General features: G+C 38.3%; 25 protein-coding genes. 20 read left to right on the forward strand and 5 right to left on the reverse strand.

Annotated elements, in window-relative coordinates; translation table 11 throughout:
• Positions 1-67 precede the first annotated feature (67 nt).
• From AQF98_RS02415 to atpC, 4 genes are all read left to right on the forward strand, one after another.
• Positions 68-613, forward strand: a complete 546-nt coding sequence (locus tag AQF98_RS02415) for a hypothetical protein (protein ID WP_152969615.1) — start codon at positions 68-70, stop codon at positions 611-613.
• 45 nt (positions 614-658) lie between these two features.
• The gene (locus AQF98_RS02420; RefSeq protein ID WP_055130322.1) at positions 659-1168 is read left to right on the forward strand and encodes a hypothetical protein; all 510 of its coding nucleotides are present in this window, start codon (positions 659-661) and stop codon (positions 1166-1168) included.
• Between the two features lie 205 nt (positions 1169-1373).
• Positions 1374-2876 (forward strand): F0F1 ATP synthase subunit beta, encoded by a 1503-nt coding sequence (gene atpD / locus AQF98_RS02425; protein ID WP_055130323.1) that lies wholly within the window; start codon positions 1374-1376, stop codon positions 2874-2876.
• Between the two features lie 85 nt (positions 2877-2961).
• Positions 2962-3207 (forward strand): ATP synthase F1 subunit epsilon, encoded by a 246-nt coding sequence (gene atpC / locus AQF98_RS02430; protein ID WP_055130324.1) that lies wholly within the window; start codon positions 2962-2964, stop codon positions 3205-3207.
• A 55-nt stretch (positions 3208-3262) separates the two neighbouring features.
• On the opposite strand, the gene AQF98_RS02435 is transcribed toward atpC, so the two are convergent.
• Positions 3263-3862: a hypothetical protein gene (locus AQF98_RS02435; RefSeq protein ID WP_055130325.1), complete on the reverse strand. Its 600-nt coding sequence runs from the start codon at positions 3860-3862 to the stop codon at positions 3263-3265.
• A gap of 526 nt (positions 3863-4388) precedes the next feature.
• On the opposite strand from AQF98_RS02435, the gene AQF98_RS02440 reads away from it, so the two are divergent.
• From AQF98_RS02440 to AQF98_RS02515, 16 genes are all read left to right on the forward strand, one after another.
• The gene (locus AQF98_RS02440) at positions 4389-5279 is read left to right on the forward strand and encodes a branched-chain amino acid transaminase (protein ID WP_055130326.1); all 891 of its coding nucleotides are present in this window, start codon (positions 4389-4391) and stop codon (positions 5277-5279) included.
• Positions 5280-5531: 252 nt separating this feature from the next.
• Positions 5532-7211: a dihydroxy-acid dehydratase gene (ilvD, locus tag AQF98_RS02445; protein ID WP_055130327.1), complete on the forward strand. Its 1680-nt coding sequence runs from the start codon at positions 5532-5534 to the stop codon at positions 7209-7211.
• Between the two features lie 4 nt (positions 7212-7215).
• On the forward strand, positions 7216-8955 hold the full coding sequence (gene ilvB / locus AQF98_RS02450; protein WP_055130328.1) for a biosynthetic-type acetolactate synthase large subunit: 1740 nt from the start codon (positions 7216-7218) through the stop codon (positions 8953-8955).
• Between the two features lie 6 nt (positions 8956-8961).
• Positions 8962-9564 (forward strand): acetolactate synthase small subunit, encoded by a 603-nt coding sequence (ilvN, locus tag AQF98_RS02455; RefSeq protein ID WP_055130329.1) that lies wholly within the window; start codon positions 8962-8964, stop codon positions 9562-9564.
• A 105-nt stretch (positions 9565-9669) separates the two neighbouring features.
• Positions 9670-10047: a glyoxalase superfamily protein gene (locus AQF98_RS02460; protein WP_055130330.1), complete on the forward strand. Its 378-nt coding sequence runs from the start codon at positions 9670-9672 to the stop codon at positions 10045-10047.
• 180 nt (positions 10048-10227) lie between these two features.
• Positions 10228-11709 (forward strand): ketol-acid reductoisomerase, encoded by a 1482-nt coding sequence (gene ilvC, locus AQF98_RS02465; RefSeq protein WP_055130331.1) that lies wholly within the window; start codon positions 10228-10230, stop codon positions 11707-11709.
• 79 nt (positions 11710-11788) lie between these two features.
• Entirely contained in the window at positions 11789-13192 is a 1404-nt protein-coding gene (gene leuC, locus AQF98_RS02470; RefSeq protein WP_055130332.1) for a 3-isopropylmalate dehydratase large subunit, read from the forward strand.
• A 68-nt stretch (positions 13193-13260) separates the two neighbouring features.
• Entirely contained in the window at positions 13261-14022 is a 762-nt protein-coding gene (locus tag AQF98_RS02475) for a trans-aconitate 2-methyltransferase (RefSeq protein WP_055130333.1), read from the forward strand.
• A 74-nt stretch (positions 14023-14096) separates the two neighbouring features.
• The gene (leuD, locus tag AQF98_RS02480) at positions 14097-14687 is read left to right on the forward strand and encodes a 3-isopropylmalate dehydratase small subunit (protein WP_055130334.1); all 591 of its coding nucleotides are present in this window, start codon (positions 14097-14099) and stop codon (positions 14685-14687) included.
• Between the two features lie 13 nt (positions 14688-14700).
• Positions 14701-16173, forward strand: coding sequence for an ATP-binding cassette domain-containing protein (locus AQF98_RS02485; RefSeq protein ID WP_055130692.1), 1473 nt, complete (start codon positions 14701-14703; stop codon positions 16171-16173).
• The gene (leuB, locus tag AQF98_RS02490) at positions 16173-17267 is read left to right on the forward strand and encodes a 3-isopropylmalate dehydrogenase (RefSeq protein WP_055130335.1); all 1095 of its coding nucleotides are present in this window, start codon (positions 16173-16175) and stop codon (positions 17265-17267) included. Before AQF98_RS02485 ends, leuB begins: the two co-directional genes overlap by 1 nt.
• Positions 17268-17271: 4 nt before the next feature.
• Complete coding sequence (locus tag AQF98_RS02495) at positions 17272-18432, forward strand: 2-isopropylmalate synthase (RefSeq protein WP_082434873.1); 1161 nt, start codon at positions 17272-17274, stop codon at positions 18430-18432.
• Between the two features lie 205 nt (positions 18433-18637).
• Entirely contained in the window at positions 18638-19891 is a 1254-nt protein-coding gene (ilvA, locus tag AQF98_RS02500) for a threonine ammonia-lyase IlvA (RefSeq protein ID WP_055130336.1), read from the forward strand.
• A gap of 327 nt (positions 19892-20218) precedes the next feature.
• Positions 20219-20917: a hypothetical protein gene (locus tag AQF98_RS02505; protein WP_055130337.1), complete on the forward strand. Its 699-nt coding sequence runs from the start codon at positions 20219-20221 to the stop codon at positions 20915-20917.
• A 70-nt stretch (positions 20918-20987) separates the two neighbouring features.
• Positions 20988-21611: a GyrI-like domain-containing protein gene (locus AQF98_RS02510; RefSeq protein WP_055130338.1), complete on the forward strand. Its 624-nt coding sequence runs from the start codon at positions 20988-20990 to the stop codon at positions 21609-21611.
• A gap of 231 nt (positions 21612-21842) precedes the next feature.
• A complete protein-coding gene (locus AQF98_RS02515) occupies positions 21843-22259 on the forward strand; it encodes a hypothetical protein (protein ID WP_055130339.1) in 417 nt (138 codons plus the stop codon).
• A 7-nt stretch (positions 22260-22266) separates the two neighbouring features.
• On the opposite strand, the gene AQF98_RS02520 is transcribed toward AQF98_RS02515, so the two are convergent.
• The 4 genes from AQF98_RS02520 to AQF98_RS02535 form a co-directional block, all read right to left on the reverse strand.
• Positions 22267-23259, reverse strand: a complete 993-nt coding sequence (locus AQF98_RS02520) for an ABC transporter ATP-binding protein (RefSeq protein WP_055130340.1) — start codon at positions 23257-23259, stop codon at positions 22267-22269.
• Positions 23260-23689: 430 nt separating this feature from the next.
• On the reverse strand, positions 23690-24487 hold the full coding sequence (locus AQF98_RS02525) for an outer membrane beta-barrel protein (protein ID WP_055130341.1): 798 nt from the start codon (positions 24485-24487) through the stop codon (positions 23690-23692).
• Between the two features lie 33 nt (positions 24488-24520).
• Positions 24521-25276 carry a hypothetical protein gene (locus AQF98_RS02530; RefSeq protein WP_055130342.1) on the reverse strand — a complete coding sequence of 252 codons (756 nt, stop codon included), beginning with the start codon at positions 25274-25276 and terminating at the stop codon, positions 24521-24523.
• Positions 25266-25835 (reverse strand): RNA polymerase sigma factor, encoded by a 570-nt coding sequence (locus tag AQF98_RS02535; RefSeq protein ID WP_055130343.1) that lies wholly within the window; start codon positions 25833-25835, stop codon positions 25266-25268. The genes AQF98_RS02530 and AQF98_RS02535 overlap by 11 nt, the downstream gene beginning before the upstream one ends.
• Between the last annotated feature and the right edge of the window lie 58 nt (positions 25836-25893).

Consider the following 25893-nt stretch of genomic DNA (forward strand, 5'->3'; position numbering starts at 1 on the left):
AGACTATTTATTGTTTTTATATCTTGTAATCCAAATTCATTTTATCGATAAATTAACGCCTGAAAAATTGAAAAATATTTTATTTCCAGTATTATTATGCTTGCTCAGTTTAAATAGCACAGCACAACAATCCAAAAAGAATAGTATCTATCTAGAACTATTGGGCAACTCTGTTATTTATTCTGTTAACTATGATCGAATCATCCCTTTATCAGCACAACTAAAATTAGTCCCTAGGATTGGTTTCATGTATGCCCCATTAAGCACATCCGAACATTTTAAAGGCCATAACAATATATCAATCCCGATAGAGGTTAACTTACTTTGGGCAAAAAGAACAGAGAGCAAAAATTTTGCCGAGGCAGGTATAGGCCTGAGTTTGATTGGACTAAAGGAATATAAAACAAGTAACTTGGAAAGGGTTTCAACAAACAGGTTTGGACAAGTATTAACAGCTAGGCTTGGGTTTAGGCATCAAAAACCAACAGGAGGATTTATGTATAGAGCAGGTTTATTAATAAAAATAAAACAAGATGAACGGTCTTTAGCTACTATTAGTGATGATTATTTTATAAAACTGTATCCAGGCTTTAGCTTGGGCTACACTTTTTAACATTTACACCACAGTTTAAAGCGGCATAAAATCAACAAATTGAATATGAAAAAACAATATATATTGACAATTATTTGTCTACTTATATGCACCAATACATTTGCACAATCTAACCGTAATTCTGTTTATGTAGAAATTGGTGGCAATGGAGGGGCTTATTCAATAAACTATGATAGGCTGTTTATCTTATCTCAACAATTAAGGTTTGCTCCCAGAATTGGCATTTCATGGCTTGGAAGTGATCGGTTTACTGCACCAATAGAAGCTAATCTGCTTTTGGGAAAAAACAGCGATTCAAAAAATTTTGCAGAATTTGGTCTTGGAACGACTATCGTTTCTAAAAAATCAAAAAACATTAATGGCTTTACACTAAGCGATGAAATCATTGACGAAAAAGGAATGAATGCCCTATTAAGTTCGAGACTGGGCTTTAGGCATCAAAAACCACAAGGTGGATTCATGTATAGAATTGGCTTTACACTTTTATACAATAGCTACCCAATAGACCATAAATTTATTCCATTTGGCGGGGTAAGCTTAGGCTATACTTTTTAACATTTAAACAATAGTTTAAAACGCTATGAAATCAACAATTTCATGGCGTTTTTTGCTTTAATTGTAACTCATTAAAAAACTGTGGAAAAACTTTTAATTTATATATAAAATTTTAACAGAAAACTCTTAGCTTTGCAGACCGAAATACAAGCGTTGAAAAACGCCTTTAACATTTTGATTTTTATAATTTTACCAAAAACAATATATGCCTAACATTGGAAAAATAGCGCAGATCATCGGACCGGTAGTTGACGTAAGTTTTGCTAACGATGCCCATTTACCTAAAATTTTCTCTGCATTAGAGATTACTAAAGAAAACGGACAAAAGATCGTTCTTGAAGTTCAACAACACCTTGGTGAAGACCGTGTACGTGCCATCGCGATGGATTCTACAGACGGTTTGGTACGTGGTATGGAAGCATTAGACACTGGCTCTCCTATCAAAATGCCTGTTGGCGATCAGATTAAAGGTCGTTTATTTAACGTAGTTGGAGAGGCAATTGATGGTATTACTGCTGTTGATAAAACTGGTGGTCGTCCAATTCACAACGCTCCTCCTCGTTTCGAAGATTTATCTACCGAAACTGAAGTACTTTTTACAGGTATTAAAGTAATCGATTTATTAGAGCCTTATGCAAAAGGTGGTAAAATTGGTTTGTTTGGTGGTGCTGGTGTTGGTAAAACAGTATTAATTATGGAGTTGGTAAACAACATCGCTAAAGCCTATGCTGGTTTATCAGTATTTGCGGGTGTTGGTGAGCGTACGCGTGAGGGTAACGACTTATTGCGTGAGTTTATCGAATCTGGTGTAATCAACTATGGTGATGATTTCCTTCATTCAATGGAAAAAGGTGGATGGGATCTAAAAGCGGTTGACACTGAAAAATTAAAAGAATCTAAAGCAACATTGGTATTCGGTCAAATGAACGAGCCTCCTGGTGCACGTGCTCGTGTAGCTTTATCAGGATTAACTGTTGCAGAATATTTCCGTGATGGTGATGGCGAAGGCGCTGGAAAAGACATCCTTTTCTTCGTTGACAACATCTTCCGTTTCACACAAGCAGGTTCTGAGGTATCGGCACTATTAGGTCGTATGCCATCAGCGGTAGGTTACCAACCAACTTTGGCTACTGAGATGGGTTTAATGCAAGAGCGTATTACTTCAACTAAACGTGGTTCAATTACTTCAGTACAGGCCGTTTACGTTCCTGCAGATGATTTAACTGACCCTGCTCCGGCAACAACTTTTGCCCACTTAGATGCTACAACTGTACTTTCACGTAAAATTGCCGAGTTAGGTATTTACCCTGCGGTAGATCCATTGGATTCTACTTCACGTATCCTTTCTCCAGCTGTTTTGGGCGATGAGCATTACAATACAGCTCAACGTGTGAAAGAAACTTTACAACGTTATAAAGAATTACAAGATATCATCGCGATCTTAGGTATGGACGAATTATCTGAGGAAGATAAATTAGTTGTATCTCGTGCTCGTCGTGTTCAACGTTTCTTATCTCAACCTTTCCACGTAGCTGAGCAGTTTACAGGCTTAAAAGGTGTATTGGTTGACATTAAAGATACCATCAAAGGATTTAACATGATCATGGATGGTGAAGTTGACGAATATCCAGAAGCTGCATTTAACTTGGTTGGTAGCATTGAAGAAGCTATCGAAAAAGGTAAAAAATTATTAGCAGAATCTAACTAGTATCAAGATATAAGTATCAAGTATCAAGATTAGAAATCACGTCTCGATACTTGCTACTAGATACTTGCTACTCAATCTAAAAAATATGAATTTAGAAATATTAACTCCAGATAAAAAAGTTTTCGAAGGCGATGTAACTGCGGTTACCGTTCCAGGAACTTTAGGTTCTTTTCAGATATTAAAAGACCACGCTCCTATTATCTCTACTTTAGAAGATGGTCCAGTAATTGTTAAAAGTACCACAAACGAAGAAATCTTTAACATTAAAGGTGGCGTAGTTGAAGTTCTGGATAATAAAATTATTGTATTGGCAGAAGCGATTGTTGCTTAACCTTTTACAAACAACATAAAAAAAGCCTCGATTAATATCGAGGCTTTTTTTGTACCTATTGGTTAGCAAAAAGAAACAACATTATGAGAACCGCAATGATTAAAACTCCGATAATCAAAGGTTTCCAAATTGGCTTTGCATTATATTTGGTTTCTTTTCCAATTAGTCTATCCCAAAAAAGAGTTTGCATGATGATCACCCCTATTGAATTTGCAATGAAAGCATAGGAAAGGCCAGTTTTCATGTATTCTCCTACTATTATTGTAAGCACAGCATAAGCAAATCCATAAAGAATAACCAGCAATCTTGGTTTGTCTACTGCTTTTAAATTAGCCGACAATAAGAAGGAACCAAAAAAAACAGAGAATAGAATAGAAAAACAATAAATAGCCCTTTGAGAATAAAATTGTGGAGATACATCATCTTGTACCATAAAATTGTCCCAACTTTTTTTCGACTTAGCTTCAGTTATGTTTCTATCACTTAATTGAAGTTCAACACGTTCAACCATACCTTCCGGTAACTCAACTTTTCGATGCTGCAGCTCGGCCATCGCTAGCCTTATCGCCTCATCAGTATGTTTATCAACATATTCTAAATAGTACATCAATTGGTCGTCTGTCTTCTCAGCCAATCTATCTTTAAGAGCCTTCATTTTATCATTGTATTTCCTACCAAATATAGATAAGTGAAATCACACTAAAAAGGGCTCTTAAAAATGTGTTAAATTTTCAATTTTAAACAAGCATTTTCCAATTTCACGCAGAATATTGCCAAATTATAATGCAAGCATAATAAACATACCAAATACCGAAATCATATTTAGTCTACTTATCACCACGTTATGAATTGAATAAGCACATATATTCAATATTATATTCCGAATATTTAAAAATATCAGTATTATATTTTTTTTCAATTATTTTTTAATTGCTATTGATTGTTTATGAACCAAAAACTAAATTGGTTTTCATAAAATAACAACAATGCACAACCCAAGAATTTTAAATCTAAGTACCACATTTAGCGCAACTTACACTGCTGCCCTAAATGTCATTCTTATTGTTATTATTCTGCTGCTAAGTAAGCAGCAAGGGTCGCTATAAAATGATGATTTAATACTCACGATATAACCGAAGCGTCCCAATTAAAAAGGGACGCTTTTTTTTAACTAAGAAAAAATGCAATACTACAACTCAAGCACAGTAATTTATCTTAACGGTCGGTTTGTAAAAGCACAAGATGCCAAAACTGATTTGTACGGCCAGTCATTACACTATGGCTTGGCAGCGTTTGAAGGAATTAGAGCCTATAAAACGCACAATGCTACACGTATATTCAAAATCAGAGAACATTTTGAAAGGCTACAACGCTCTTGCGAATTGGTTAACATTCCATACCCATGGGACAATAACGAACTGATCAAACAGACTTATAAATTGCTAGAGTTGAATAATTTCAAGGATGCCTATATCCGTCCGTTGGTGTATTGTGAGCCAAATATGACTTTAATTGCACCACAAGAAGCCTCTATCATGATCTGTGCTTGGGAATGGGGAGCTTATTTGGGCGACAAACAATTAAAGGTGTGCATTTCTCCTTTTCAAAGACCAAACCCAAAATCAACTTTTGTAGAAGCAAAAATTAGTGGGCATTACGTCAATTCAATTTTAGCTACTACAGATGCCAAACAAAAAGGTTTTGATGAAGCCTTGTTGTTAGACATGAACGAAAACATTGCCGAAGGACCTGGAGCCAACATCTTTATCGAAAAAAATGGCAAGTTATACACCCCTGCTTTGGGCAATATCTTGGCAGGTATTACCCGTGCAACCGTAATTGAACTTTGTAAAGTACTCGATATCGAAATTATTGAAAAGCCAATCAGCGTTGCTGAACTAAAGAATGCCGATAGCGCTTTCTTTTGCGGAACTGCTGCAGAAGTGATTGGTATCCACACCATTGATGATGTTGTTTTTAGACAAAAATGGAGCGATAGCATTGGTTCTACCATGCAAAGAGCCTACAAAAATCTAGTGTTAGAGAAAGTAAATTACGAGGTGATCATTTAACTGTCCCCTCAAAAAAATTAAATAGTTCTTTGTTTTTTTTAATTTGTTAGTATGTTTGTAATTCAACGTCGTAGACATGAATTTTAGAACAAACATCATTAGCAACATTATTATTGTCATTTCTTTTACAAGAGGTGGACGAAGTTGCGTATAATCAAAAATATACAAATACCGAAAACCGCCTTCAAAAGAGGCGGTTTTTTTTATGCCTTAAAAAAACAAAAACACGATAAAAATTAGACTTACCAGAAAATGGAATTAAACAAATACAGTAAAACATTTACACAAGATCCTACCCAACCTGCAGCTCAAGCCATGCTTTATGGTATTGGTTTAACCGATGCTGATATGGAAAAAGCACAAGTGGGCATCGCCAGCATGGGCTACGATGGAAACACCTGTAACATGCACTTAAACGACTTGGCGCAAGTGGTAAAAAAAGGGGTCTGGAACAATGATTTGGTAGGTTTGATTTTTAATACCATTGGTGTAAGTGATGGCATGAGCAATGGCACACCCGGCATGCGCTATTCTTTGGTGAGCCGTGATATCATTGCCGATTCCATTGAAGCCGTTTGTGGTGGTCAGTATTACGACGGTTTAATCACTATTCCAGGTTGTGATAAAAATATGCCCGGTTCTGTAATCGCCATGGGACGTTTAAATCGCCCTTCAATTATGGTGTACGGTGGTACAATCAAGCCAGGGCATTATAAAGGCGAAGATTTAAATATCGTATCTGCATTCGAAGCCTTGGGTAAAAAGATTGCCGGACAAATGGACGATATCGATTTTAAAGAGATCATTAAACATGCTTGTCCAGGGGCTGGTGCCTGTGGTGGTATTTATACCGCAAACACCATGGCTGCTGCCGTAGAAGCTTTGGGTATGAGTTTGCCTTTCTCTTCTTCTAACCCTGCGTTAAGTGAAGAGAAAAGAGCAGAATGTTTGGCCGCTGGTAAAGCCATTAAGGTTTTGTTAGCAAAAGACATCAAGCCAAGCGATATCATGACCCGCGAAGCTTTCGAAAATGCCATCGTAACCATCATGGTTTTAGGTGGTTCTACCAATGCGGTACTGCATTTAATTGCCATGGCAAAAAGTGTGGATGTACCTTTAACACAAGACGATTTTCAGACCATTAGTAACCGTATCCCAGTTTTGGCCGATATGAAACCGAGTGGTAAATACATGATGGAAGACCTCCACAAAATTGGTGGCGTACCAGCTGTAATGAAATACCTCCTTAAAAAAGGTTGGTTACATGGCCATTGTTTAACCGTAACCGGAAAAACCATTGCCGAAAATCTACAAGAAATTCCTGATTTAGATTTCGATGAACAAAAAATCATCTTCCCAAGCGAAAGCCCAATTAAAGCTACTGGTCACTTACAGATTTTGTATGGCAACCTAGCCGAAGGCGGAAGTGTAGCCAAGATTAGCGGTAAAGAAGGCGAATTTTTTGAAGGACCAGCGAGGGTATTTAATGGCGAGTATGAACTGATTGCGGGCATTTCTAGCGGAAGGGTAAAAGCCGGAGATGTAGTAGTGATTAGAGATGTAGGCCCGAAAGGTGCACCCGGAATGCCCGAAATGTTGAAACCAACTTCAGCAATTTATGGTGCTGGCTTGGGTAGCAGTGTAGCCTTAATTACAGATGGTCGATTTAGTGGTGGCACCCACGGCTTTGTCGTCGGGCACATTACTCCCGAATATTTCGATGGCGGTCTGATTGCCTTTGTAGAAGATGAAGACAGGATCGAGATCAGTGCAAAAGCAAATAGCATTACTTTAAAAGTTAGCGATGAAATTATTGCCGCACGAAAAGCAAAATGGCAACAGCCAGAATTAAAAGTAAAAAAAGGTGTATTGTATAAATATGCCAGAACCGTAACCACTGCAGCCCAAGGCTGTGTAACCGATGAAGCTTAACACTATGGAAACTGTACAACAAGAAGTAGCAAGCCAGCCCCAAACCAAAACATTTGTAGAAATGAGTGGCTCTGTAGCATTATTAGAAGGATTAATTGCTGAAGGAACGGAGGTCATTTTTGGTTATCCAGGTGGAGCAATTATGCCCATTTACGATGCACTTTACGATTATAAAGAGAAATTACAACATATTTTAGTCCGCCATGAACAAGGCGGTATCCATGCCGGACAAGGTTATGCCCGTAGCTCGGGCAAGGTAGGTGTAGTATTCGCCACCAGTGGTCCTGGCGCTACAAATCTGGTAACCGGACTAGCTGATGCACAAATAGATAGCACCCCATTAGTTTGTATCACCGGACAAGTTTTTGCCCATCTTTTGGGTACAGATGCTTTTCAGGAAACAGATGTGATCAACATTACCACACCAGTAACCAAGTGGAATTATCAGGTTACCGATGCCAATGAAATTCCGAGTGTTTTGGCCAAAGCATTTTATATCGCACGCAGTGGCAGACCAGGTCCTGTATTGATCGACATTACCAAAAACGCACAATTGCAATTGTTCAATTATGAAGGTTATGTGCCTTGTAACCATATTCGAAGTTACAGACCTAAACCTAATATCCGCAAAGAATACATTGCTGAAGCTGCTGCTTTAATCAATCAAGCTAAAAAACCGTTTATTTTATTCGGTCAAGGCGTTCTATTGGGCCAGGCCGAAAAAGAATTTAAAGCCTTTGTAGAAAAGAGTGGTATTCCAGCGGCATGGACAATTTTAGGTGCTGGTGCCATTCCAACAGCTCACGAACTCAATGTAGGGATGTTGGGCATGCATGGAAATTATGGACCAAACGTGTTAACCAACGAATGTGATGTTTTGATCGCTATCGGTATGCGTTTTGACGATCGTGTAACTGGTCGCCTAGATAAATATGCCAAACAGGCCCAAGTAATTCACTTAGATATTGATCCGGCCGAAATTGATAAAAATGTAAAAGCGCATGTACCAGTTTGGGGCGATTGCAAAGATACCCTACCCCTACTTACGCAGCTCATTGATGAAAAAACATATCCTGAATGGTTAGCTAAATTCAGAGAATTTACCAAGGCTGAAGTTGAGGCTGTCATTCACAAAGAACTCAATCCTACTAGTGAAGAACTTACAATGGGCGAGGTAATTAACCAGCTAAATATATTAACCAAAGGCGAAGCCATTATTGTGAGTGATGTGGGCCAGCACCAAATGGTAGCCTGCCGTTATGCCCAATTTAACAATACCCGCAGCAACATCACCTCTGGTGGTTTAGGCACCATGGGTTTTGGTTTACCTGCAGCAATTGGAGCTAAATTTGGCGCACCAGACAAAACTGTTGTTGCTGTAATTGGCGATGGTGGTTTCCAGATGACCTTACAAGAGCTAGGTACCATTATGCAAAGTGGTATCGATGTTAAAATCCTGATTTTGAACAATAGATTCTTAGGCATGGTTCGCCAATGGCAAGAGTTATTTAACGAAAAACGCTATTCATTTGTAGACATTACCAGTCCTGATTTTGTGAAATTGGCCGAATCGTACTACATCGCTAGCAAAAAAGTTTCAGAACGCGATGACTTAGCAAGTTCATTAAATGAAATGTTAAACCATAAAGGCTCTTATTTATTAGAGGTGATGGTAACCAAAGAAAATAATGTATTCCCTATGGTACCACAGGGATGTAGTGTAAGTGAAATCAGATTAAAATAACAGACGATGAGCACAGAAAATCATAAACAAGAGTTTACCATAACGGTTTATACCGAAAATCAGATCGGCTTATTGAATCGGATTGCGATTATCTTCTCTAGAAGAAAAATCAATATCGAAAGCTTAAATACTTCTCCTTCAGAGATTGAGCATATCCATCGTTTTAATATTGTTATTCACGAAGTGGAAGATGTGGTGAGGAAATTAGCCCGCCAAATTGAGAAACAGATCGAAGTATTGAAAGTATACTACAATACCAATAAAGATATCATTTGGCAAGAAATGGCCTTATACAAAGTACCTACAGATGAAATTGCAGAAAAGGTATTGGTAGAACGCTTATTGCGTGAACATGGGGCACGTGTAGTAGTGATCAGAAAAGATTATACCGTTTTTGAAACCACTGGACATAGAGAAGAAACCGACAAATTGATTGAGGTTTTACAGCCTTACGGATTGATCGAATTTGTAAGAAGCGCCAGAGTAGCCATCATTAAAGACAGCGAAGGTTTCAATACCAAATTGCGTGAATTTGAACGTGTAGATCCCGGACAGGACGTCATTGAAAATGAGTTTTTAGACCAAGGAGATCAGGTTTTTACCATGTAAAACACGTCATTGCGAGAAGGAACGACGAAGCAATCTCTGATGAGAAAAAACAAATAGATTGCTTCGGCTCAAGATTTAGCCTCGCAATGCCTAAAATTAGAAAAGATGAAATGTAATAAAGTAGTGCCGATTTTAAGAATATTCGATTACGCGAAGGCAGTTGAATTTTATGTGGATTGGCTTGGTTTTAAAATAGACTGGGAGCATCGGTTTGAAGAAAACAGTCCAGTTTATATCCAGATTTCGTTAGGAGGAATTGAATTGCACTTAAGCGAGCATCATGGCGATTGTTCGCCGGGTGCACATATCCATATCGATTGTACAGGTTTAAAAGCATTTCATCAAACCCTAATTGACAAAAAATACAAATACAACAGACCGGGGCTAGAAAAAACATTTTACGACACTTGGTGTGTTACCGTTAACGATCCTTTTTATAACCGGCTCTCTTTCAATGAACCTAATGTAAAAGAACAAGGATAAAAGTCTGACCGGGAATGTTGATCACAAATGCTGGTCGGGAATGTTGGTCGGGATTTACAATCTCGACCGAGATCATTTTGGATTTGCAATCCAAATACAGTAAACAATAACTGGATAAACCAGTACAATATATATTAAAACTAAAACAGAAATCAACCAAAAAATAAATTAACAAAAACAATGGCAAATTATTTTAACACCTTACCACTTAGAGAAAAATTAAATCAATTGGGCGTTTGCGACTTCATGGACAGCTCAGAATTTTTAGATGGCGTAAGTGCATTGAAAGGAAAAAAACTAGTGGTTGTAGGTTGTGGAGCGCAAGGCTTAAATCAAGGTTTAAACCTAAGAGATAGCGGTTTAGATGTTGCCTATGCCCTACGCAAAGAAGCGATTGAAGGCAAAAGAGATTCTTGGAAAAATGCTACTGAAAATAATTTTAAAGTGGGCACTTACGAAGAATTGATTCCAAATGCTGACGTAGTGATCAATCTTACCCCAGATAAACAACATACCTCGGTGGTAAATACGGTGATGCCATTGATGAAAGAAGGCGCAACATTATCGTACTCGCATGGTTTCAACATTGTAGAAGAAGGCATGCAGATCCGTAAAGATTTGACTGTAATTATGGTGGCACCAAAATGCCCAGGTAGTGAAGTTAGAGCAGAATATGTAAGAGGTTTTGGTGTACCAACCTTAATTGCTGTACACCCAGAAAACGACCCACAAGGTAAAGGATTGGCACAAGCAAAAGCCTATTGCGTAGGTACTGGTGGCCATAAAGCGGGTGTTTTAAAATCGTCTTTCGTAGCCGAAGTAAAATCTGATTTAATGGGCGAACAGACTATTCTTTGCGGTTTATTGCAAACAGGTTCTATTCTTTCTTTTGATAAAATGGTTGAAAAGGGAATTGACAAAGGATATGCTTCTAAATTGGTTCAATACGGTGTTGAAGTCATTACCGAAGCCTTAAAACAAGGTGGAATTACGGCCATGATGGATAGGTTAAGCAATCCTGCAAAAATCAAAGCTTTCGAAATTTCTGAGGAGTTGAAAAACATCATGCGTCCTTTATTTCAAAAACATCAAGACGATATCATGAGCGGAGAATTTAGCCGTATCATGATGGAAGATTGGGCGGCTGGCGACAAAAACCTATTGGCTTGGCGTGCAGCAACTGGCGAAACAGCTTTCGAGAAAACACCTGCTGGCGATGTGAAGATTGCCGAACAAGAATACTTTGACAATTATACCCTAATGGTTGCTTTTGTGAGAGCAGGAGTTGAATTGGCTTTCGAAACTATGGTGCAAGCAGGTATCAAACCAGAGTCGGCCTACTACGAATCATTACACGAAACACCATTAATTGCCAATACCATTGCCCGTAAAAAATTGTTCGAAATGAACCGTGTAATTTCTGATACTGCAGAATACGGTTGTTATTTATTCGATCAAGCTTGTAAACCTTTGTTGGCCGATTTCATGAAAAAAATTAATGCTGATCTGGTAGGTAAAAACTTTAACGAGGGTAAAGATGCCGGAGTGGACAACAGAGCTTTAATTGCTGTAAACGATGCCATCCGTAACCACGAAGTTGAAATTATTGGCGCCACATTGAGAAAAGCAATGACCGCCATGAAGGCCATTAAAACTGCATAAAAATAAAAAAAGTCATCCTGAGCCTGTTGTTGTTGCGATAATGACAGGTTCAGAGCGACAAACATAAAATCATCACAAAATGTCAAAAACATTAGTAGAAAAAATTTGGGACGCACACGTAGTCAAAAGCGAAGAAGGCTTTCCTGATATTTTATATATTGATACCCACTTGATCCACGAGGTAACTTCTCCGCAAGCTTTTGATGGTTTGCGCAAGAGAGGATTACCTGTTTTACGTCCAAAACAAACAGTAGCCACTGCCGACCACAATGTACCCACACTTAATCAGCTGTTGCCAATTAAGGAAGAACTTTCTCGTTATCAGGTTGATACCTTAACTAAAAACTGTGCAGAATTTGGAGTAGAGTTATATGGTTTAGGTCACCCTTTTCAGGGCATTGTACATGTAATTGGACCAGAGTTAGGCATTACCTTACCCGGAAAAACGATGGTTTGTGGCGATAGCCACACCTCTACCCACGGGGCTTTTGGCGCAATTGCTTTTGGTATCGGAACCTCTCAGGTTGAACAAGTATTTGCCACGCAATGTTTATTACAACAGAAACCAAAAACAATGAAGATTGAGGTGAATGGCACATTGGGCAAAGGGGTGAGTGCAAAAGACATTATCCTCTACATTATTGCTCAAATATCTGCTGCTGGCGGCACAGGTTACTTTATAGAGTATGCTGGTTCTGCCATCGAAGCATTAAGTATGGAAGCCCGAATGACCATTTGTAACATGAGTATTGAAATGGGTGCCAGAGGAGGCTTAATTGCACCAGACCAAATCACTTTCGATTACATCAAAGGCAGAGAGTTTGCGCCTGCAGGTGCAGAATGGGATAAAGCTCTAGCCTATTGGAAAACTTTATATAGCGATGCTGATGCAAAATTTGATAAGGTACTAACTTTTGATGCAGCTGATATTGCCCCAATGATTACCTATGGTACCAATCCGGGTATGGGAATGGGCATTCAAGCACATATTCCTGCCACCCAGGCACAACCAGAAAAAGAACAACTTTCTTATCAAAAAGCATTGGATTACATGGGCTTTGATGATGATACTTCGCTAATTGGCAAACCAGTTGATTACGTATTCATCGGAAGTTGTACCAACTCTCGCATTGAAGATTTACGCGAAGTGGCCGACTTTGTAAAAGACAAACACAAGGCAGAGCATGTTACGGTTTGGATTGTGCCGGGTTCAAAACAAGTTGAGCAACAAGCCAAAAATGAAGGTTTGGATAAAATATTTGAAGCTGCAGGTTTTCAATTACGCGAACCGGGCTGTAGTGCTTGTTTAGGAATGAATGAAGATAAAATTCCAGCCGGAAAATATTGCGTATCCACATCAAATAGAAATTTTGAAGGTAGACAAGGCCAAAATGCCCGTACACTTTTAGCAAGTCCGTTAACTGCTGCTGCCGCAGCCGTAACCGGAAAAATTACCGACGTAAGAGAATTGTTAGAAGCATAAATGGGAAGGAATAGCATAAATGGTTCGTGTCACACGAACCATTTAGCATACATTAAAACAAAAAAGAAATGCCAGAAATACATTGGGACGCCAACTTATATAACAAACAACATCATTTCGTGTCAGATTATGGCGCAGATGTATTGCAATGGCTTGCTCCAAAACCTAGCGAGGATATTTTAGATGTGGGCTGTGGAACCGGCGATCTAGCTGCACAAATTGCAGAAAAAGGGGCCAATATTTTCGGAGTAGATGCTTCTACTGACATGATTGCTACGGCTAGAAAAACATATCCTGAATTGGCTTTCGAGGTTGTAGATGCAACAAAATTGCCTTATCGTCAACTATTCGATGCTATTTTCAGCAACGCTACTTTCCATTGGATAGAAAATCAAGAAGCGTTAGTTGAAGGATTATTCAGAAGTCTGAAAACAGGTGGCCGATTGGTAGCTGAGTTTGGTGGCAAAGGCAATGTAAAAAGCATTATCGATGCAATTGCTAGTGCTGCAGCCCAACTGAACTTAGCCGATAAAGTGGTTACCAATTTTTGGTTTTTCCCTGCTATCAGCACTTATACTTCTCTTTTAGAAGCCAAAGGTTTTGAGGTAGAACAAGCTTGGTTATTTGATCGACCTACCAAATTAAATGGCGAAGATGGAATGTATGTTTGGATCAACCAGTTTGCCCAACATGCCTTTAAAAACCTTAACCCAGAAGAGGCCGAAAGCATTAAAAAACTTGCTGTTAGCATCCTTAAACCTCATTATTACAACAATGGAGAATGGACTGCCGATTACAAGAGGTTAAGAATAAAAGCTTGGAAAAGATAGAAAGCCTAAACAAAAACAACAAAGTAAAAAATCAAGTCTTGATACTTGATACTTATTACTAGACACTATTAAAAATGAAAAAGTTCACAAAATTAACATCGGCAGTAGTGCCATTAAACATAGAAAACATTGATACCGACCAAATCATTCCGGCAAGGTTTTTAAAAGCCACTACCCGTGAAGGTTTTGGCGAAAATCTATTTCGCGATTGGCGTTACGAAAATGACAATCAACCGAAAGCTGATTTTGTGTTAAATAACCCAATTTATAGCGGGCAAATTTTAGTGGCAGGCAAAAATTTTGGTTGCGGAAGCAGTCGCGAACATGCCGCTTGGGCCATTCAAGATGCAGGTTTTGATACCGTAATCAGCAGCTTCTTTGCCGATATCTTTAAAGGCAATGCCTTAAACAATGGTTTATTACCCATTCAGGTAAGTGAAGATTTTTTAGCGCAGATCTTTAAAGCTGTAGCAAACGATCCTAAATCTACCTTAACAGTTGATTTGGAGAACCAAACGGTAACTATTGAAGCAACAGGAGCACAAGAATCATTTGAAATCAATCCTTACAAAAAATCATGCTTGATCAATGGCTATGATGATATCGACTTCATCTTAAACCAAAAACAGTTGATTGAACAATTCGAAGAAAAACAAAAAGTCTAAACCAAAACTCCCAATGAGCAACGTATCCGTCAATATCCACCACCTTAACCTCAACTACCAACAAAAATTGGTATTAAGGGACTTGGATTGGACCATCAATCGGGGCGAAAATTGGGTGTTGAGTGGAGCAAGTGGCAGTGGAAAAACCACTTTAGCCAAAGTAATTGCAGGTTTGCAAAGTGCAATTGGCGAGGTCACCATCAACTTCGACACGGAAAGTAAATTACCAGCGCAAACACTGTATGTAGAGAGCTGGTACCAGTTTAAAAACTTAGAGGGCGTAGCTAATTTTTATTATCAACAGCGTTACACCAGCCAACAAGCTAAAGAAACCCTTACGGTATATGCCGAATTGGTTCATTATGGCAAAGCAAACCACATCGATATTAATGAGGTAGAGGATCTTTTGACTGCATTAGATTTTGCTCCTTTCAAAAATTCTCAATTGATCGAATTATCAAGCGGTGAGCATAAAAAACTACAACTGATCAAAGCCTTGTGGCTCAGGCCACAATTACTCATTATTGATCAACCTTATACCGGCTTAGACGTACGTTCACGCCAAAATCTAAACATCTTGCTAGACGAAATCGCTGCCCAAGGTGTACAACTCATTTTAATTGGTAATGATACAGCATTGCCTAGTTCAATTCATCGCTATGCTGTAATAACAGAAGGAAAATTGAATGAAGTGGATATGCTTAGCCAAACGATAGCCACTGAAAAGATCACTGCTACAGTTCCCAATTTTTTAAGTACCTCTCCTATTTATACTTCAACTCAAATTGTAAAGATGGTTGATGTAAACATCAGTTATGGAGAAAAACAGGTCTTAAAAAACATCAACTGGGAAGTAAAAGCTGGCGAAAAATGGCTTTTACAAGGGCATAATGGTTCTGGCAAATCAACTTTGTTAAGCTTGGTTAATGGCGATCATCCACAGTCTTATGCCAATACCCTTTATTTATTTGGACAAAAAAGAGGTTCTGGTGAAAGCATTTGGGACATTAAACAACATATCGGCTTAATCTCTCCAGAGTTTCATTGGTATTTCGATGCTTCATCAACCGTTTGGCAAAGCATTGCCTCTGGTTTTTTTGATAGTGTTGGCCTCTTCTGTGAACTGGGTTATGAAAAAAATAACCAAGTAAATGAGTTAATTGAATATTTCGGGTTAACCGCCTCTAAAAATGAATTGTTAAATACACTTCCATTAGGCAAACAACGATTGGTGCTATTGGCCAGAACCATCATTAAAAACCCAGAACTATTGATCTTAGACGAGCCATGCCAAGGACTAGACCAACAGCAGACCCAACATTTTAACCAATTGGTAGATGAATTGTGCAATAACGGAATGACCTTAATTTATGTAGGACATTTTGAAGCGCAATTACCAAGCTGCCTTACACACCAACTACAGCTGCATCAAGGCGAAGTGGTTAGTTACGATAAAACATACAGAACACAAAAAGAATTAGCATAATGAAGAAGCAAATATTAGTTATTCCTGGAGATGGAATTGGACCAGAAGTTACCGAATGGGGCAAAGCTGCCTTAGTACATATTGCCGAAACCTACGGTCATGATTTTACTTTTGATGAAGCACTAATGGGCCATGTGGCCATTGAAGCTACTGGTAATCCATTGCCTGACGAAACCTTAGCAAAAGCCAAAAATAGCGATGCCATTCTCTTTGGTGCCGTTGGCCATGCCAAGTACGACAATGATCCATCTTTAAAAGTTAGACCAGAACAAGGTTTGCTCAAGATTAGGAAAGAACTGGGTTTGTATGCTAACCTACGTCCTATTCTATTATTTGATGAGTTGTTACAAGCATCGAGCATTAAGCCAACCATTTTAAAAGGAACAGACATTCTGTTTTTTAGAGAGTTAACTGGTGATGTTTATTTTGGAGAAAAAACACGTTCAGAAGATAGAAATACTGCTTCAGACTTAATGATTTACCACAAATACGAAATAGAAAGAATTGCACATAAAGCCTATGAAGCAGCTCGTCAACGTCGTAAAAAACTGTGCTCTGTAGATAAGGCTAATGTATTGGAAACCTCTCGTTTATGGAGAGAAACCGTACAGGAAATTGCCAAGCAATATCCTGATGTGCAAACCGAACACATGTTTATTGACAATGCGGCAATGCAATTGATCAAAGACCCTAAACAATTTGATGTGGTTTTAACGGCCAATTTATTTGGCGATATCTTAACAGACGAAGCTTCTCAAATTGCAGGTTCTATGGGCATGTTGGCTTCTGCCTCAGTTGGCGATGGTACAGGCTTCTTTGAGCCAATTCATGGTTCGGCGCACGACATTGCAGGTAAAGATCTTGCCAATCCACTCGCTTCCATCCTATCGGCTGCCCTCATGCTCGAAATTAGTTTCGGCCTAAAGGAAGAAGCAAAAACTTTAGTTGATGCAGTAGACAAGGTTTTAAAGGAAGGTTTTAGAACCAACGATATTGCAGACAGCACCACCAATAGATACAAAGTACTAGGCACCAAAGAAATGGGCACATTAGTCATGAAATTTTTATCACAATCAGTAAACATAAACTCATAAAGCAATGCTACACGATCCGAACAAAGTCTACATTTTTGACACCACTTTACGTGATGGAGAGCAGGTTCCAGGCTGCCAATTAGATACCAATCAGAAAATTGACATTGCAAAATCGCTCGAGCTTTTGGGTGTAGATGTAATTGAAGCTGGTTTCCCGGTCTCAAGCCCAGGAGATTTCAATAGTGTAATCGAATTATCCAAAGCGGTAAAAGACCCGATCATTTGTGCCTTAACACGTGCCAATAAAAATGATATTGATGTAGCTGCTGATGCACTGCGTTTTGCCAAAAGGCCTCGTATACACACCGGTATTGGTGCTTCAGATATGCACATCAAAACTAAGTTTAACAGTACCCGAGAAGAAATTTTAGAACGGGGCATCGAAGCCGTAAAATATGCCAAAAGATATGTTGAAGACGTAGAGTTTTATGCAGAGGATGCAGGAAGGGCTGATATTGAGTTTTTAGCTAAAATGATTGAAGCTGTTATTGCAGCAGGTGCAACGGTAGTTAACATTCCTGATACCAATGGCTATTGTTTACCAGACCAATATGGTTCAAAAATCCTTTACTTAAAAGAGCATGTCAAAAACATAGACAAGGCCATTATTTCTGTGCATTGCCATAATGATTTAGGCCTAGCAACCGCTAATTCTATAGCAGGCTTGCAAAATGGTGCCCGCCAAGTAGAATGTACCATTAATGGTATTGGCGAGCGTGCCGGAAACACCTCAATGGAAGAGGTAGTGATGATTTTAAAAACCCACAAAAGTTTAAATCTTCATACCAGCATTAACACTTCTGGCTTTTACAATATCAGCAGACATGTAAGTGAGCAAATGCACATGCCAGTACAGCCAAATAAAGCAATTGTGGGTGGCAATGCATTTTCACATAGTTCTGGTATCCACCAAGATGGTTTCTTAAAAAACAGAGAAAATTACGAAATCATTAAACCAGAAGATGTTGGTTTTCCTTCGGCAGCCATTGTATTAACCGCTAGAAGTGGTCGCCATGCGTTGAAACATCACTTAGATAGATTAGGTCACAATTTAGAAAAAGAAAATTTAGATGTGGTTTACAAACAGTTTTTGGTTTTGGCCGATAGTAAACAAGGTATTGATGATCATGATCTCAATCAATTGGTTGCTTTGCATTTGGTCTAAAAAGAGTTCACAGTCCGAAGTCTATAGGCTGAAGTCTGGGAAGACAAACCATACCAACGACCGATTGAACTGATGACCAATGAACGACTGAACTAATGAACCGAAGACTTTGTCAGTCTGAGCCTGTCGAAGACATTGAACTAGTAAGTCTTTTTACTTGGTACTTTTTACTAATGAACCAATGACACCACTGAACAAATAAACAATGAATACCACCATACAACAACATACATTCGATTTTTTAGCTGCCGCAGAAAGACTAAAGGGTACGGCATTACATACGCCCTTAGAATTCAATGAAAGGTTATCTGAAAAATACCAAGCAGAAATCTACTTAAAACGTGAGGACAAACAACTGGTACGTTCTTATAAATTACGTGGCGCCTATAACATGATGAGCCAAATTCCTGCCTCACTTATTCAGAACGGTGTTGTTTGTGCAAGTGCGGGCAACCATGCCCAAGGTGTAGCCTATTCTTGCAAGAAGTTAAAAATCAAAGGCACCATCTTTATGCCCGAAATTACACCGAAGCAAAAGGTAAGTCAAACTACCCTTTTTGGTAATGGATGGATTGATATTGTTTTGGTGGGCGATACTTTTGACGATTGTTTAGCAGAAGCTTTACGTTTTACGGAACAACATCAAATGACTTTTGTACCTCCTTTCGACAATTACCATGTAATGGAAGGCCAAGGAACAGTTGGTGTAGAGATTTTAGAAGATCTACCTGATACAGAAGTGGTGATTATGCCGATAGGTGGCGGTGGGCTAGCCTCTGGAGCTGGAACCTACCTCAGACAACAAAACCCAAATCTATTGTTAATTGGTGTAGAACCTGAGGGTGCTCCATCTATGGAAGCTGCCTTTAAAGCAGGCAGACCAATTAAATTAGATCAGATTAACCGTTTTATTGATGGTGCTGCCGTTAAGGCTGTAGGTTTGCTCACTTATCCCATTTGTAGAGAAATCTTAGACCAGATTCTACTCATCCCAGAAGGAAAGGTTTGTACCAGTATTTTAAAACTTTATAATGAAGATGCCATTGTTGCAGAACCTGCAGGTGCTTTAGCTGTAGCTTCGCTGGATTTATGTGCAGCACAAATCAAAGGCAAAAAGGTAGTCTGCATTATTAGTGGAGGTAATAACGACATTGAACGTATGCAAGAGATCAAAGAAAAATCTTTGCTTTTTGAAGGATTGAAGCATTATTTCATTGTTCGTTTTCCACAAAGACCAGGTGCTTTGAAACTTTTTGTGAACGATGTTTTAGGCCCTTTCGACGACATTACCCGCTTTGAATTTATTAAAAAAACAGAGCGTGAGAGTGGTCCTGCTTTAGTGGGTATCGAATTAAAAGATCGTGAAGATTATACAGGCCTTTTAGAGAGAATGAAAGCCTTTAAATTTGATATTATTGAACTCAATCAAGATCAAACCCTATTTGAATATTTAGTTTAAACTACTTACAGGTTAAGCAGATTGCTATAGGTAAGCTTGTCAGGCCTTAGCATGAGTTCTCCGTTCACTCAAAATCGGCCTTGGCCAGTGCGGGCAGTATTAATTTGCCTTAGCAGAAACGTTAAAGCACTGGGCGCAGCCGTGAATTTTTTTGCATACTTTTTTCATCTATAGGAAAAAAGTTTGTCCGCGAAGCGTCATAACCGTAAAAGAATGTTCTGCACAATCGATTTCAGCCTAAAACGTTGTTTTAATTATAAATTCAACGGTTCTTATACTGAACCTATATTAGTTTAATTTTTTAGCCCCATAATCGTAACTTAGGATATGTTGCGTTTGGGGCTTTTCCTACTTATCTTTTTCTCTAATACCTGTTCTTCTTATGCTCGTAAAGAGTATAAAGATGAAATAGCGTATTATAAAGACTTTCCGAATGGCAAACATGATGGCAAAGATGGTCATTGGCTAAAAACCGACAGGATACATCATACAGGCATTTGGAGTATAGCCAACGAGATCAACTTGGTAAACACCAATGGTTTTGAGCAATACGATACCATAGAAGAACGATCTGATTTTTATAAATGGTATCAACTTAAAACAGATTCTTTAGGCTTCGATACCAAATGGGCTGGGGTAGCTGCCATTACCACCCGTAAACTCAGCAAATTATTAAGTTTCGTTCCAAGCTTAACAGGAAACTCGAACAAAGAAATCAAAGCTTTTGTTACTTATGGCAATCAATTGATATTTGATGACATTTGGAAAGATTTGCAAAAATTACGACAAGGCAAAATTCTAAAGGGCAGCGAAGCCAAAGATTGGGATAGCAACTTGTTGTGGCGAGAACAGAATTTGATCAACCCCTCTTACTTAAATCTATCTCATCGATCACTGAACATTTTATTAAAATCGTTAAGAAAAGAAAGTCCCTTGTCTAAGTTTTTTCCTGGTTTCGAATTTGAAGGAGACCTGTTATCCATCCAAGACCGTTGGAATTATGGAATGAAAATGATGGGTTATTGATTTCCTTTATTTAGGCTGACATAGGGTTGTCAGTAGCTCAGATTTACTTTGCTGTTTAAACATTATAAACATGCAAAAGTTAGACTTAACTAAACAATACAAAGCTTATTATCGGGCTACAAATCAGCCAGAGTTGCTCGAAATTGAAAAAGCTCATTTCTTATCTATTACCGGAAAAGGAGATCCTTCAGAGCAACAATATGCAGACAAACTCAAGGCGCTTTATGCTACAGCTTATACTTTGAAGTTTAAGTATAAAGCGATGGATAAAGATTTTGTAGTGGCTAAACTAGAAGGCTTATGGAGTTTTGACGAACAACATTATCAAAATATTTCTATCACAACTGCCCCTACCCTAATACCTCGTAGCGAATGGAATTATAGAATGATGATCAGGATGCCCGAATTTGTAAGCCAAGAACAATTAGACCAAGCCGTTCAAAACGTAATTACCAAAAAACAAATAGACATGGCTAATGAAGTTGAATTATTTACATTAAATGAGGGAAAGGTAGTGCAAATATTACATATTGGCCCCTTCTCCACAGAACCGGAAACCTTAATTAAGCTACAAGATTTTTGTATAAAAGAAGGGTTACAAAAAAATGGTTTACATCACGAAATTTACTTATCCGACTTTAACAAAACAGCTCCAGATCAGCTCCGAACCATATTAAGAGAACCAGTAAAATAGCTATTTGGAAGAAATTTGCATTCCATGATACTTATTTTGTCATTCTGAGCACAGCGAAGAATCTCTATCCAACAATCAACCAATAGAGATGCCTCGTACCTCGGCATGACAAAAAATAAAACACTCATTGATTAGTCCAGCCATGAACGGGTGATCTTTTTTCTGGTCAATATTTAGGATTAAAAATTTGGCAAAAGATTTGCAATAGAATCTACAAAACACACACACAACATGAAAAAGCTAGCCCTATTACTCATCTGCATCGCCTCACTAGGTTTGGCGTCTTGCAAAAAAGACACTATTATTAATCAGACTACACCAAACAGAACAATTGTTCTGAATGTGCCAACAACTGCTTGGACTTTAAGTACAAATGGCAGAACCTATTACACTGTACAAAATGTTCCAGAAATTGACCAATTTTCTTTAAACAATGAAGCAGTTCTAGTTTACATTTCGTATGATAATGGAACTACTTATCTACAGATGCCATTCGTTTATGAAGTAGATGCTTACAGTACCGTAATTAGTTTAGGAAAAGTAGAAATTGACATTCAAAGTTCTGATCTACAAAATAGAACACCAATTAAACCTACTGGTAACGTAAAGGTAAAAGTAGTGCTAATTGCTGCAGACAATGTTACCTAATTAGGATTTAAAACTCCAAAAAACGACCAATGTTCGCCTGAACGTGGTCGTTTTTTTTATGCTCGCCACTATTGAGCTGCAAAGCTCTAATCACTACTCCATTTCTTTCCAAAAGCAGTTCATCGTAAAAGCCTTTGTAGTATACTTCTTTTACTTCAAATCTTCGGCTGTTCCAGGTACTTTTAAGTTCTACCCATTCTGGATAAAAAACGATACTTTGTTTAGTTGCTTTGATGCCTAATTGCTCAGCCTCTTCTCTGGTTAAGCTTACTGCATTCCCTAAAATTTTTGCAGTGTATAAATCAGCAGGATTTTGATAGATTTTTTCGGGTTGATCGTTCTGTAAAAGTTGACCTTGTTTAAGAATCAACAACTGATCGGCTAGGAACAAACCATCCGTTGGATCGTGAGAAACCAAGATAATAGTTAAACCAGTTTCTTTTGCCAGTCTTTTAATATCTGCCCGAAGCTGATTCTTCAATAACGAATCTACTTGACTGAAGGGTTCGTCTAACAATAAAACCTTGGTATTACTAATCAAAGCCTTAGCAATGGCTACCCGTTGTTGTTCGCCACCACTCAATTCTATAATCTTTTTGTCCTTTAGTTTAGTGATGTGCAAATGTTCCATCATGGCTAAAGTTTTTTCTTCTTTGGCTTTTACATTGGTGTTAGATAACATCGAGGCAATGTTGTCATAAACTTTGGCATAAATGTTCAAAGAAAAATCTTGGGTCACCATTTTCATCTCGGCATTGCCTGGAATCAATTGCTCATCTGGTCCTTTTACCCTTTTACCATTGAACAATACTTCACCACTATCTGGCTTCAACAAACCGTAGATACACTTTAACAATGTCGATTTACCACTTCCACTTTCTCCAATAATCGCTACAATAGCTCCACTATTGATCGCAAAACTAATGTTTTTGATACCGGATGCCTGTATGTTTTGATATTGCTTGGTTAAATTATTAACGGAGATTATTTGCTCATTCACGGTGTAAAGATAGGTAAAAAGCTGGAGGCGGGTAGCGGGTAGTAAATAGGAAATAGAGAATAGGTTGAAAGCCAAAGCAGAAAGCCTAAAGCTGAAGGCTCAAAGTAGAAAGGAAATAGGAAATAGAGAATAGGCGGAAAGCCCAAAGCAGAAAGCCTAAAACGGAAAGCTTAGGGTTTAGTACCCGTAACACATAACTCACAACCTATCACTATTTGAAGGCTGAAGACTTATAACTCGTAACACACAACTCGCAACTTAATTAAAAGCGGAAGACGGGACTAACTTTAAAAAAGGCTGCTGGTATTGTTTTTCAAATCAATTGTACGGAACGGCTAACTTGGGAATTAATGTAATGCAGTGGTCTAAAACAAAAAAGTCCTGCAACAGCTGCTGCAGGACTTGGGTTTATTTGTGTGTGGTGTGTGTTTTAGTTTAGGCCTAATGTAATACCAAAGGCCATGTTTTTTAATCCTTTTTGTGCTGTGGTATCGAACATATCGCTTGCGTAATATTTTGCAAATAAAGCTAGGCTATTGTAACCGATACGGAAGGTACCACCATAACGGAATGGTGCAAAGTTGTAATCATCTTTAAATTTCTGTTTACCACGTTCATCGCTAATCTGTTTAACTTTTCCGTTTAACAAGAAGCCAATTTCTGGACCAAATACTACATAAAAACGATTACCTCTTCTGTTTTCATTGGTTCTTAGCTCAAAGTTTAAAGGAATATGTACATAACTGTTAGAGAAACGGTTTTTGCTAAATATAATTGGCTCGTTAACATAACTTAGGTCTGGTGTATTGCTTTGTATGGTGATGTTCTTTTTTAAACGGATCATTGTCCAATCGAAACCACCTGCTACATAGATCTTAAAATTCGAGTTAAATCTGTAACCAAATTGTAGAACATCAAATGATACTGTGCTGGTTTTTGCTCCTTTATAATCTAAAAAATCATTTGTTGGCGACAAAGAAAAGCTACCATTGTCAATTAGTCTAGAGAAACCGATGTCTAAACGAGTGAAGGTAATACCACCTACAAAACGTCCTTTGCTTTGGTCTATTTTACCAGTACTGTCTCTCTTTTCGCCAATGGTTACGCCTAGACCGTAGTTTATGTCGTATTTTTTGCGTTTAAGGCTATCTTGCTGTGCACTCGCACTTGAGGCTGCCAGAAAGGTAAGTCCGCTTACCAAAACTGCTGTTAAAATTAAATGTTTCATTTGTATGTTTGGTTTATGTGTGTCTTAAATATTTTATTTGTGTTTTTTAGAGTTTAATTTAAGAAAGCCGATGTTGATGCCGATAATCGATGAGTTGTCATCATCATCTGTACTGAATTTCAAAAACTTCTTCTCTCTTTTATCTACTTTATCTACTACAAAGTTTACCAGGTCTCCAACATTTCTAATTCCTTTGCGCTCTGTGCTACTTTCTGTTTCGGTAATTTGGCCACTTTCAAATTTTGGCTTTTCTGCTACTGCTGCAATTACCGTTGGGTTTTCAACCAATACTTCTTTTACAGGTAGTACATCAAGTGGTTTAACTTCTGCCTGTTTAATAGCTAGACGGTTGTTGTTTACATTCGGTTGCATGGCCATCTCAATATTTTTCTGATCATCTTCTGTTTTGGCAACCAATACGGCTTTCACACTTGGTGTTTTAACTTGAACAGCAGCCAAGCTGTTTTTGTTAACTACTGTTTCATTTACAGGAGAAGCTGACTCATCAGTTCTGGTTACAGTGATATCTTGTGTTTCTTGTGTATTAACAGCAGGTACCTTTGCAGTAACTTGATCTAAACGCAATTGAATTTTTTCAGTTTTCTGAAAAGCCAACATTGCAGTAAAAGCTACAGCAATAGTTGCAGCGGCCATCCAATAAATTGGAAAAGTACGTTTGCGCTTTGGTGCCAACTGCTGTTCTATATTCGCCCATAAATTTGCAGATGGCGTTATCTCTGCATCCTTAAATCTGTCTCTAAACAAATTATCGAATTCCTTATCCGGCATGTGTTGCATAACCAAATCCCTCCATTTTAATAATTTCTTGTTGCAATATTGCTCTCGCTCTAGACAATTGCGATTTACTTGCACCTTCTGAGATGCCTAATGTTTCTGCAATTTCTTTATGCGAATAACCTTCTATAATATACATGTTAAATACCATGCGGTAACCATCGGCCAATTTCTGGATCACTTTCATCAAATCTTGCATGCCTAAGCTGCTGTAATCAAATCCTTGTGATGGTTGTTCGTAAGCATCTTCTATCGGAACTACACTTAAGCTGCGTAAGTTCTTCCTATAGCTTTCTATTGCGGTATTTACCATTATTCTTCTTATCCAACCCTCAAATGAACCATCGCCACGATAATCTTTAACTTTTTGAAAAACTTTTACATAGCCCATCTGCAATACGTCTTCTGCCTCCATGTGGTCTTTAGCATAGCGCATGCATACGGCCAACATTTTAGATGCAGTTAGCTTGTAGAGCATTTCTTGCATCTTCCTGTCGCCAGCTTTGCAGCCATCAAGCAAGTCATCAATCGTATATGTTTTAGTCACTTTCATTTGTGGTTTGTATAGGGTAGATGAACCCTAGGTGCAAAAGGTTGCACGTACACGAAAA

It is taken from the genome of Pedobacter sp. Hv1, from assembly GCF_001412215.1.
In the GTDB taxonomy this organism is placed as follows: Bacteria; Bacteroidota; Bacteroidia; order Sphingobacteriales; family Sphingobacteriaceae; genus Pedobacter.

Coding starts and splice junctions, on each gene's coding strand:
- AQF98_RS02495 (WP_082434873.1), top strand. CDS start 17,272: ATGCTACACGATCCGAACAAAGTCTACATTTTTGACACCACTTTACGT.
- ilvB (WP_055130328.1), top strand. CDS start 7,216: ATGGAAACTGTACAACAAGAAGTAGCAAGCCAGCCCCAAACCAAAACA.
- AQF98_RS02460 (WP_055130330.1), top strand. CDS start 9,670: ATGAAATGTAATAAAGTAGTGCCGATTTTAAGAATATTCGATTACGCG.
- AQF98_RS02525 (WP_055130341.1), bottom strand. CDS start 24,487: ATGAAACATTTAATTTTAACAGCAGTTTTGGTAAGCGGACTTACCTTT.
- AQF98_RS02530 (WP_055130342.1), bottom strand. CDS start 25,276: ATGCCGGATAAGGAATTCGATAATTTGTTTAGAGACAGATTTAAGGAT.
- AQF98_RS02435 (WP_055130325.1), bottom strand. CDS start 3,862: ATGAAGGCTCTTAAAGATAGATTGGCTGAGAAGACAGACGACCAATTG.
- ilvN (WP_055130329.1), top strand. CDS start 8,962: ATGAGCACAGAAAATCATAAACAAGAGTTTACCATAACGGTTTATACC.
- AQF98_RS02420 (WP_055130322.1), top strand. CDS start 659: ATGAAAAAACAATATATATTGACAATTATTTGTCTACTTATATGCACC.
- AQF98_RS02475 (WP_055130333.1), top strand. CDS start 13,261: ATGCCAGAAATACATTGGGACGCCAACTTATATAACAAACAACATCAT.
- atpD (WP_055130323.1), top strand. CDS start 1,374: ATGCCTAACATTGGAAAAATAGCGCAGATCATCGGACCGGTAGTTGAC.
- AQF98_RS02440 (WP_055130326.1), top strand. CDS start 4,389: ATGCAATACTACAACTCAAGCACAGTAATTTATCTTAACGGTCGGTTT.
- ilvC (WP_055130331.1), top strand. CDS start 10,228: ATGGCAAATTATTTTAACACCTTACCACTTAGAGAAAAATTAAATCAA.
- AQF98_RS02510 (WP_055130338.1), top strand. CDS start 20,988: ATGCAAAAGTTAGACTTAACTAAACAATACAAAGCTTATTATCGGGCT.
- ilvD (WP_055130327.1), top strand. CDS start 5,532: ATGGAATTAAACAAATACAGTAAAACATTTACACAAGATCCTACCCAA.
- leuB (WP_055130335.1), top strand. CDS start 16,173: ATGAAGAAGCAAATATTAGTTATTCCTGGAGATGGAATTGGACCAGAA.
- leuC (WP_055130332.1), top strand. CDS start 11,789: ATGTCAAAAACATTAGTAGAAAAAATTTGGGACGCACACGTAGTCAAA.
- ilvA (WP_055130336.1), top strand. CDS start 18,638: ATGAATACCACCATACAACAACATACATTCGATTTTTTAGCTGCCGCA.
- AQF98_RS02485 (WP_055130692.1), top strand. CDS start 14,701: ATGAGCAACGTATCCGTCAATATCCACCACCTTAACCTCAACTACCAA.
- AQF98_RS02535 (WP_055130343.1), bottom strand. CDS start 25,835: ATGAAAGTGACTAAAACATATACGATTGATGACTTGCTTGATGGCTGC.
- leuD (WP_055130334.1), top strand. CDS start 14,097: ATGAAAAAGTTCACAAAATTAACATCGGCAGTAGTGCCATTAAACATA.
- AQF98_RS02505 (WP_055130337.1), top strand. CDS start 20,219: ATGTTGCGTTTGGGGCTTTTCCTACTTATCTTTTTCTCTAATACCTGT.
- atpC (WP_055130324.1), top strand. CDS start 2,962: ATGAATTTAGAAATATTAACTCCAGATAAAAAAGTTTTCGAAGGCGAT.
- AQF98_RS02515 (WP_055130339.1), top strand. CDS start 21,843: ATGAAAAAGCTAGCCCTATTACTCATCTGCATCGCCTCACTAGGTTTG.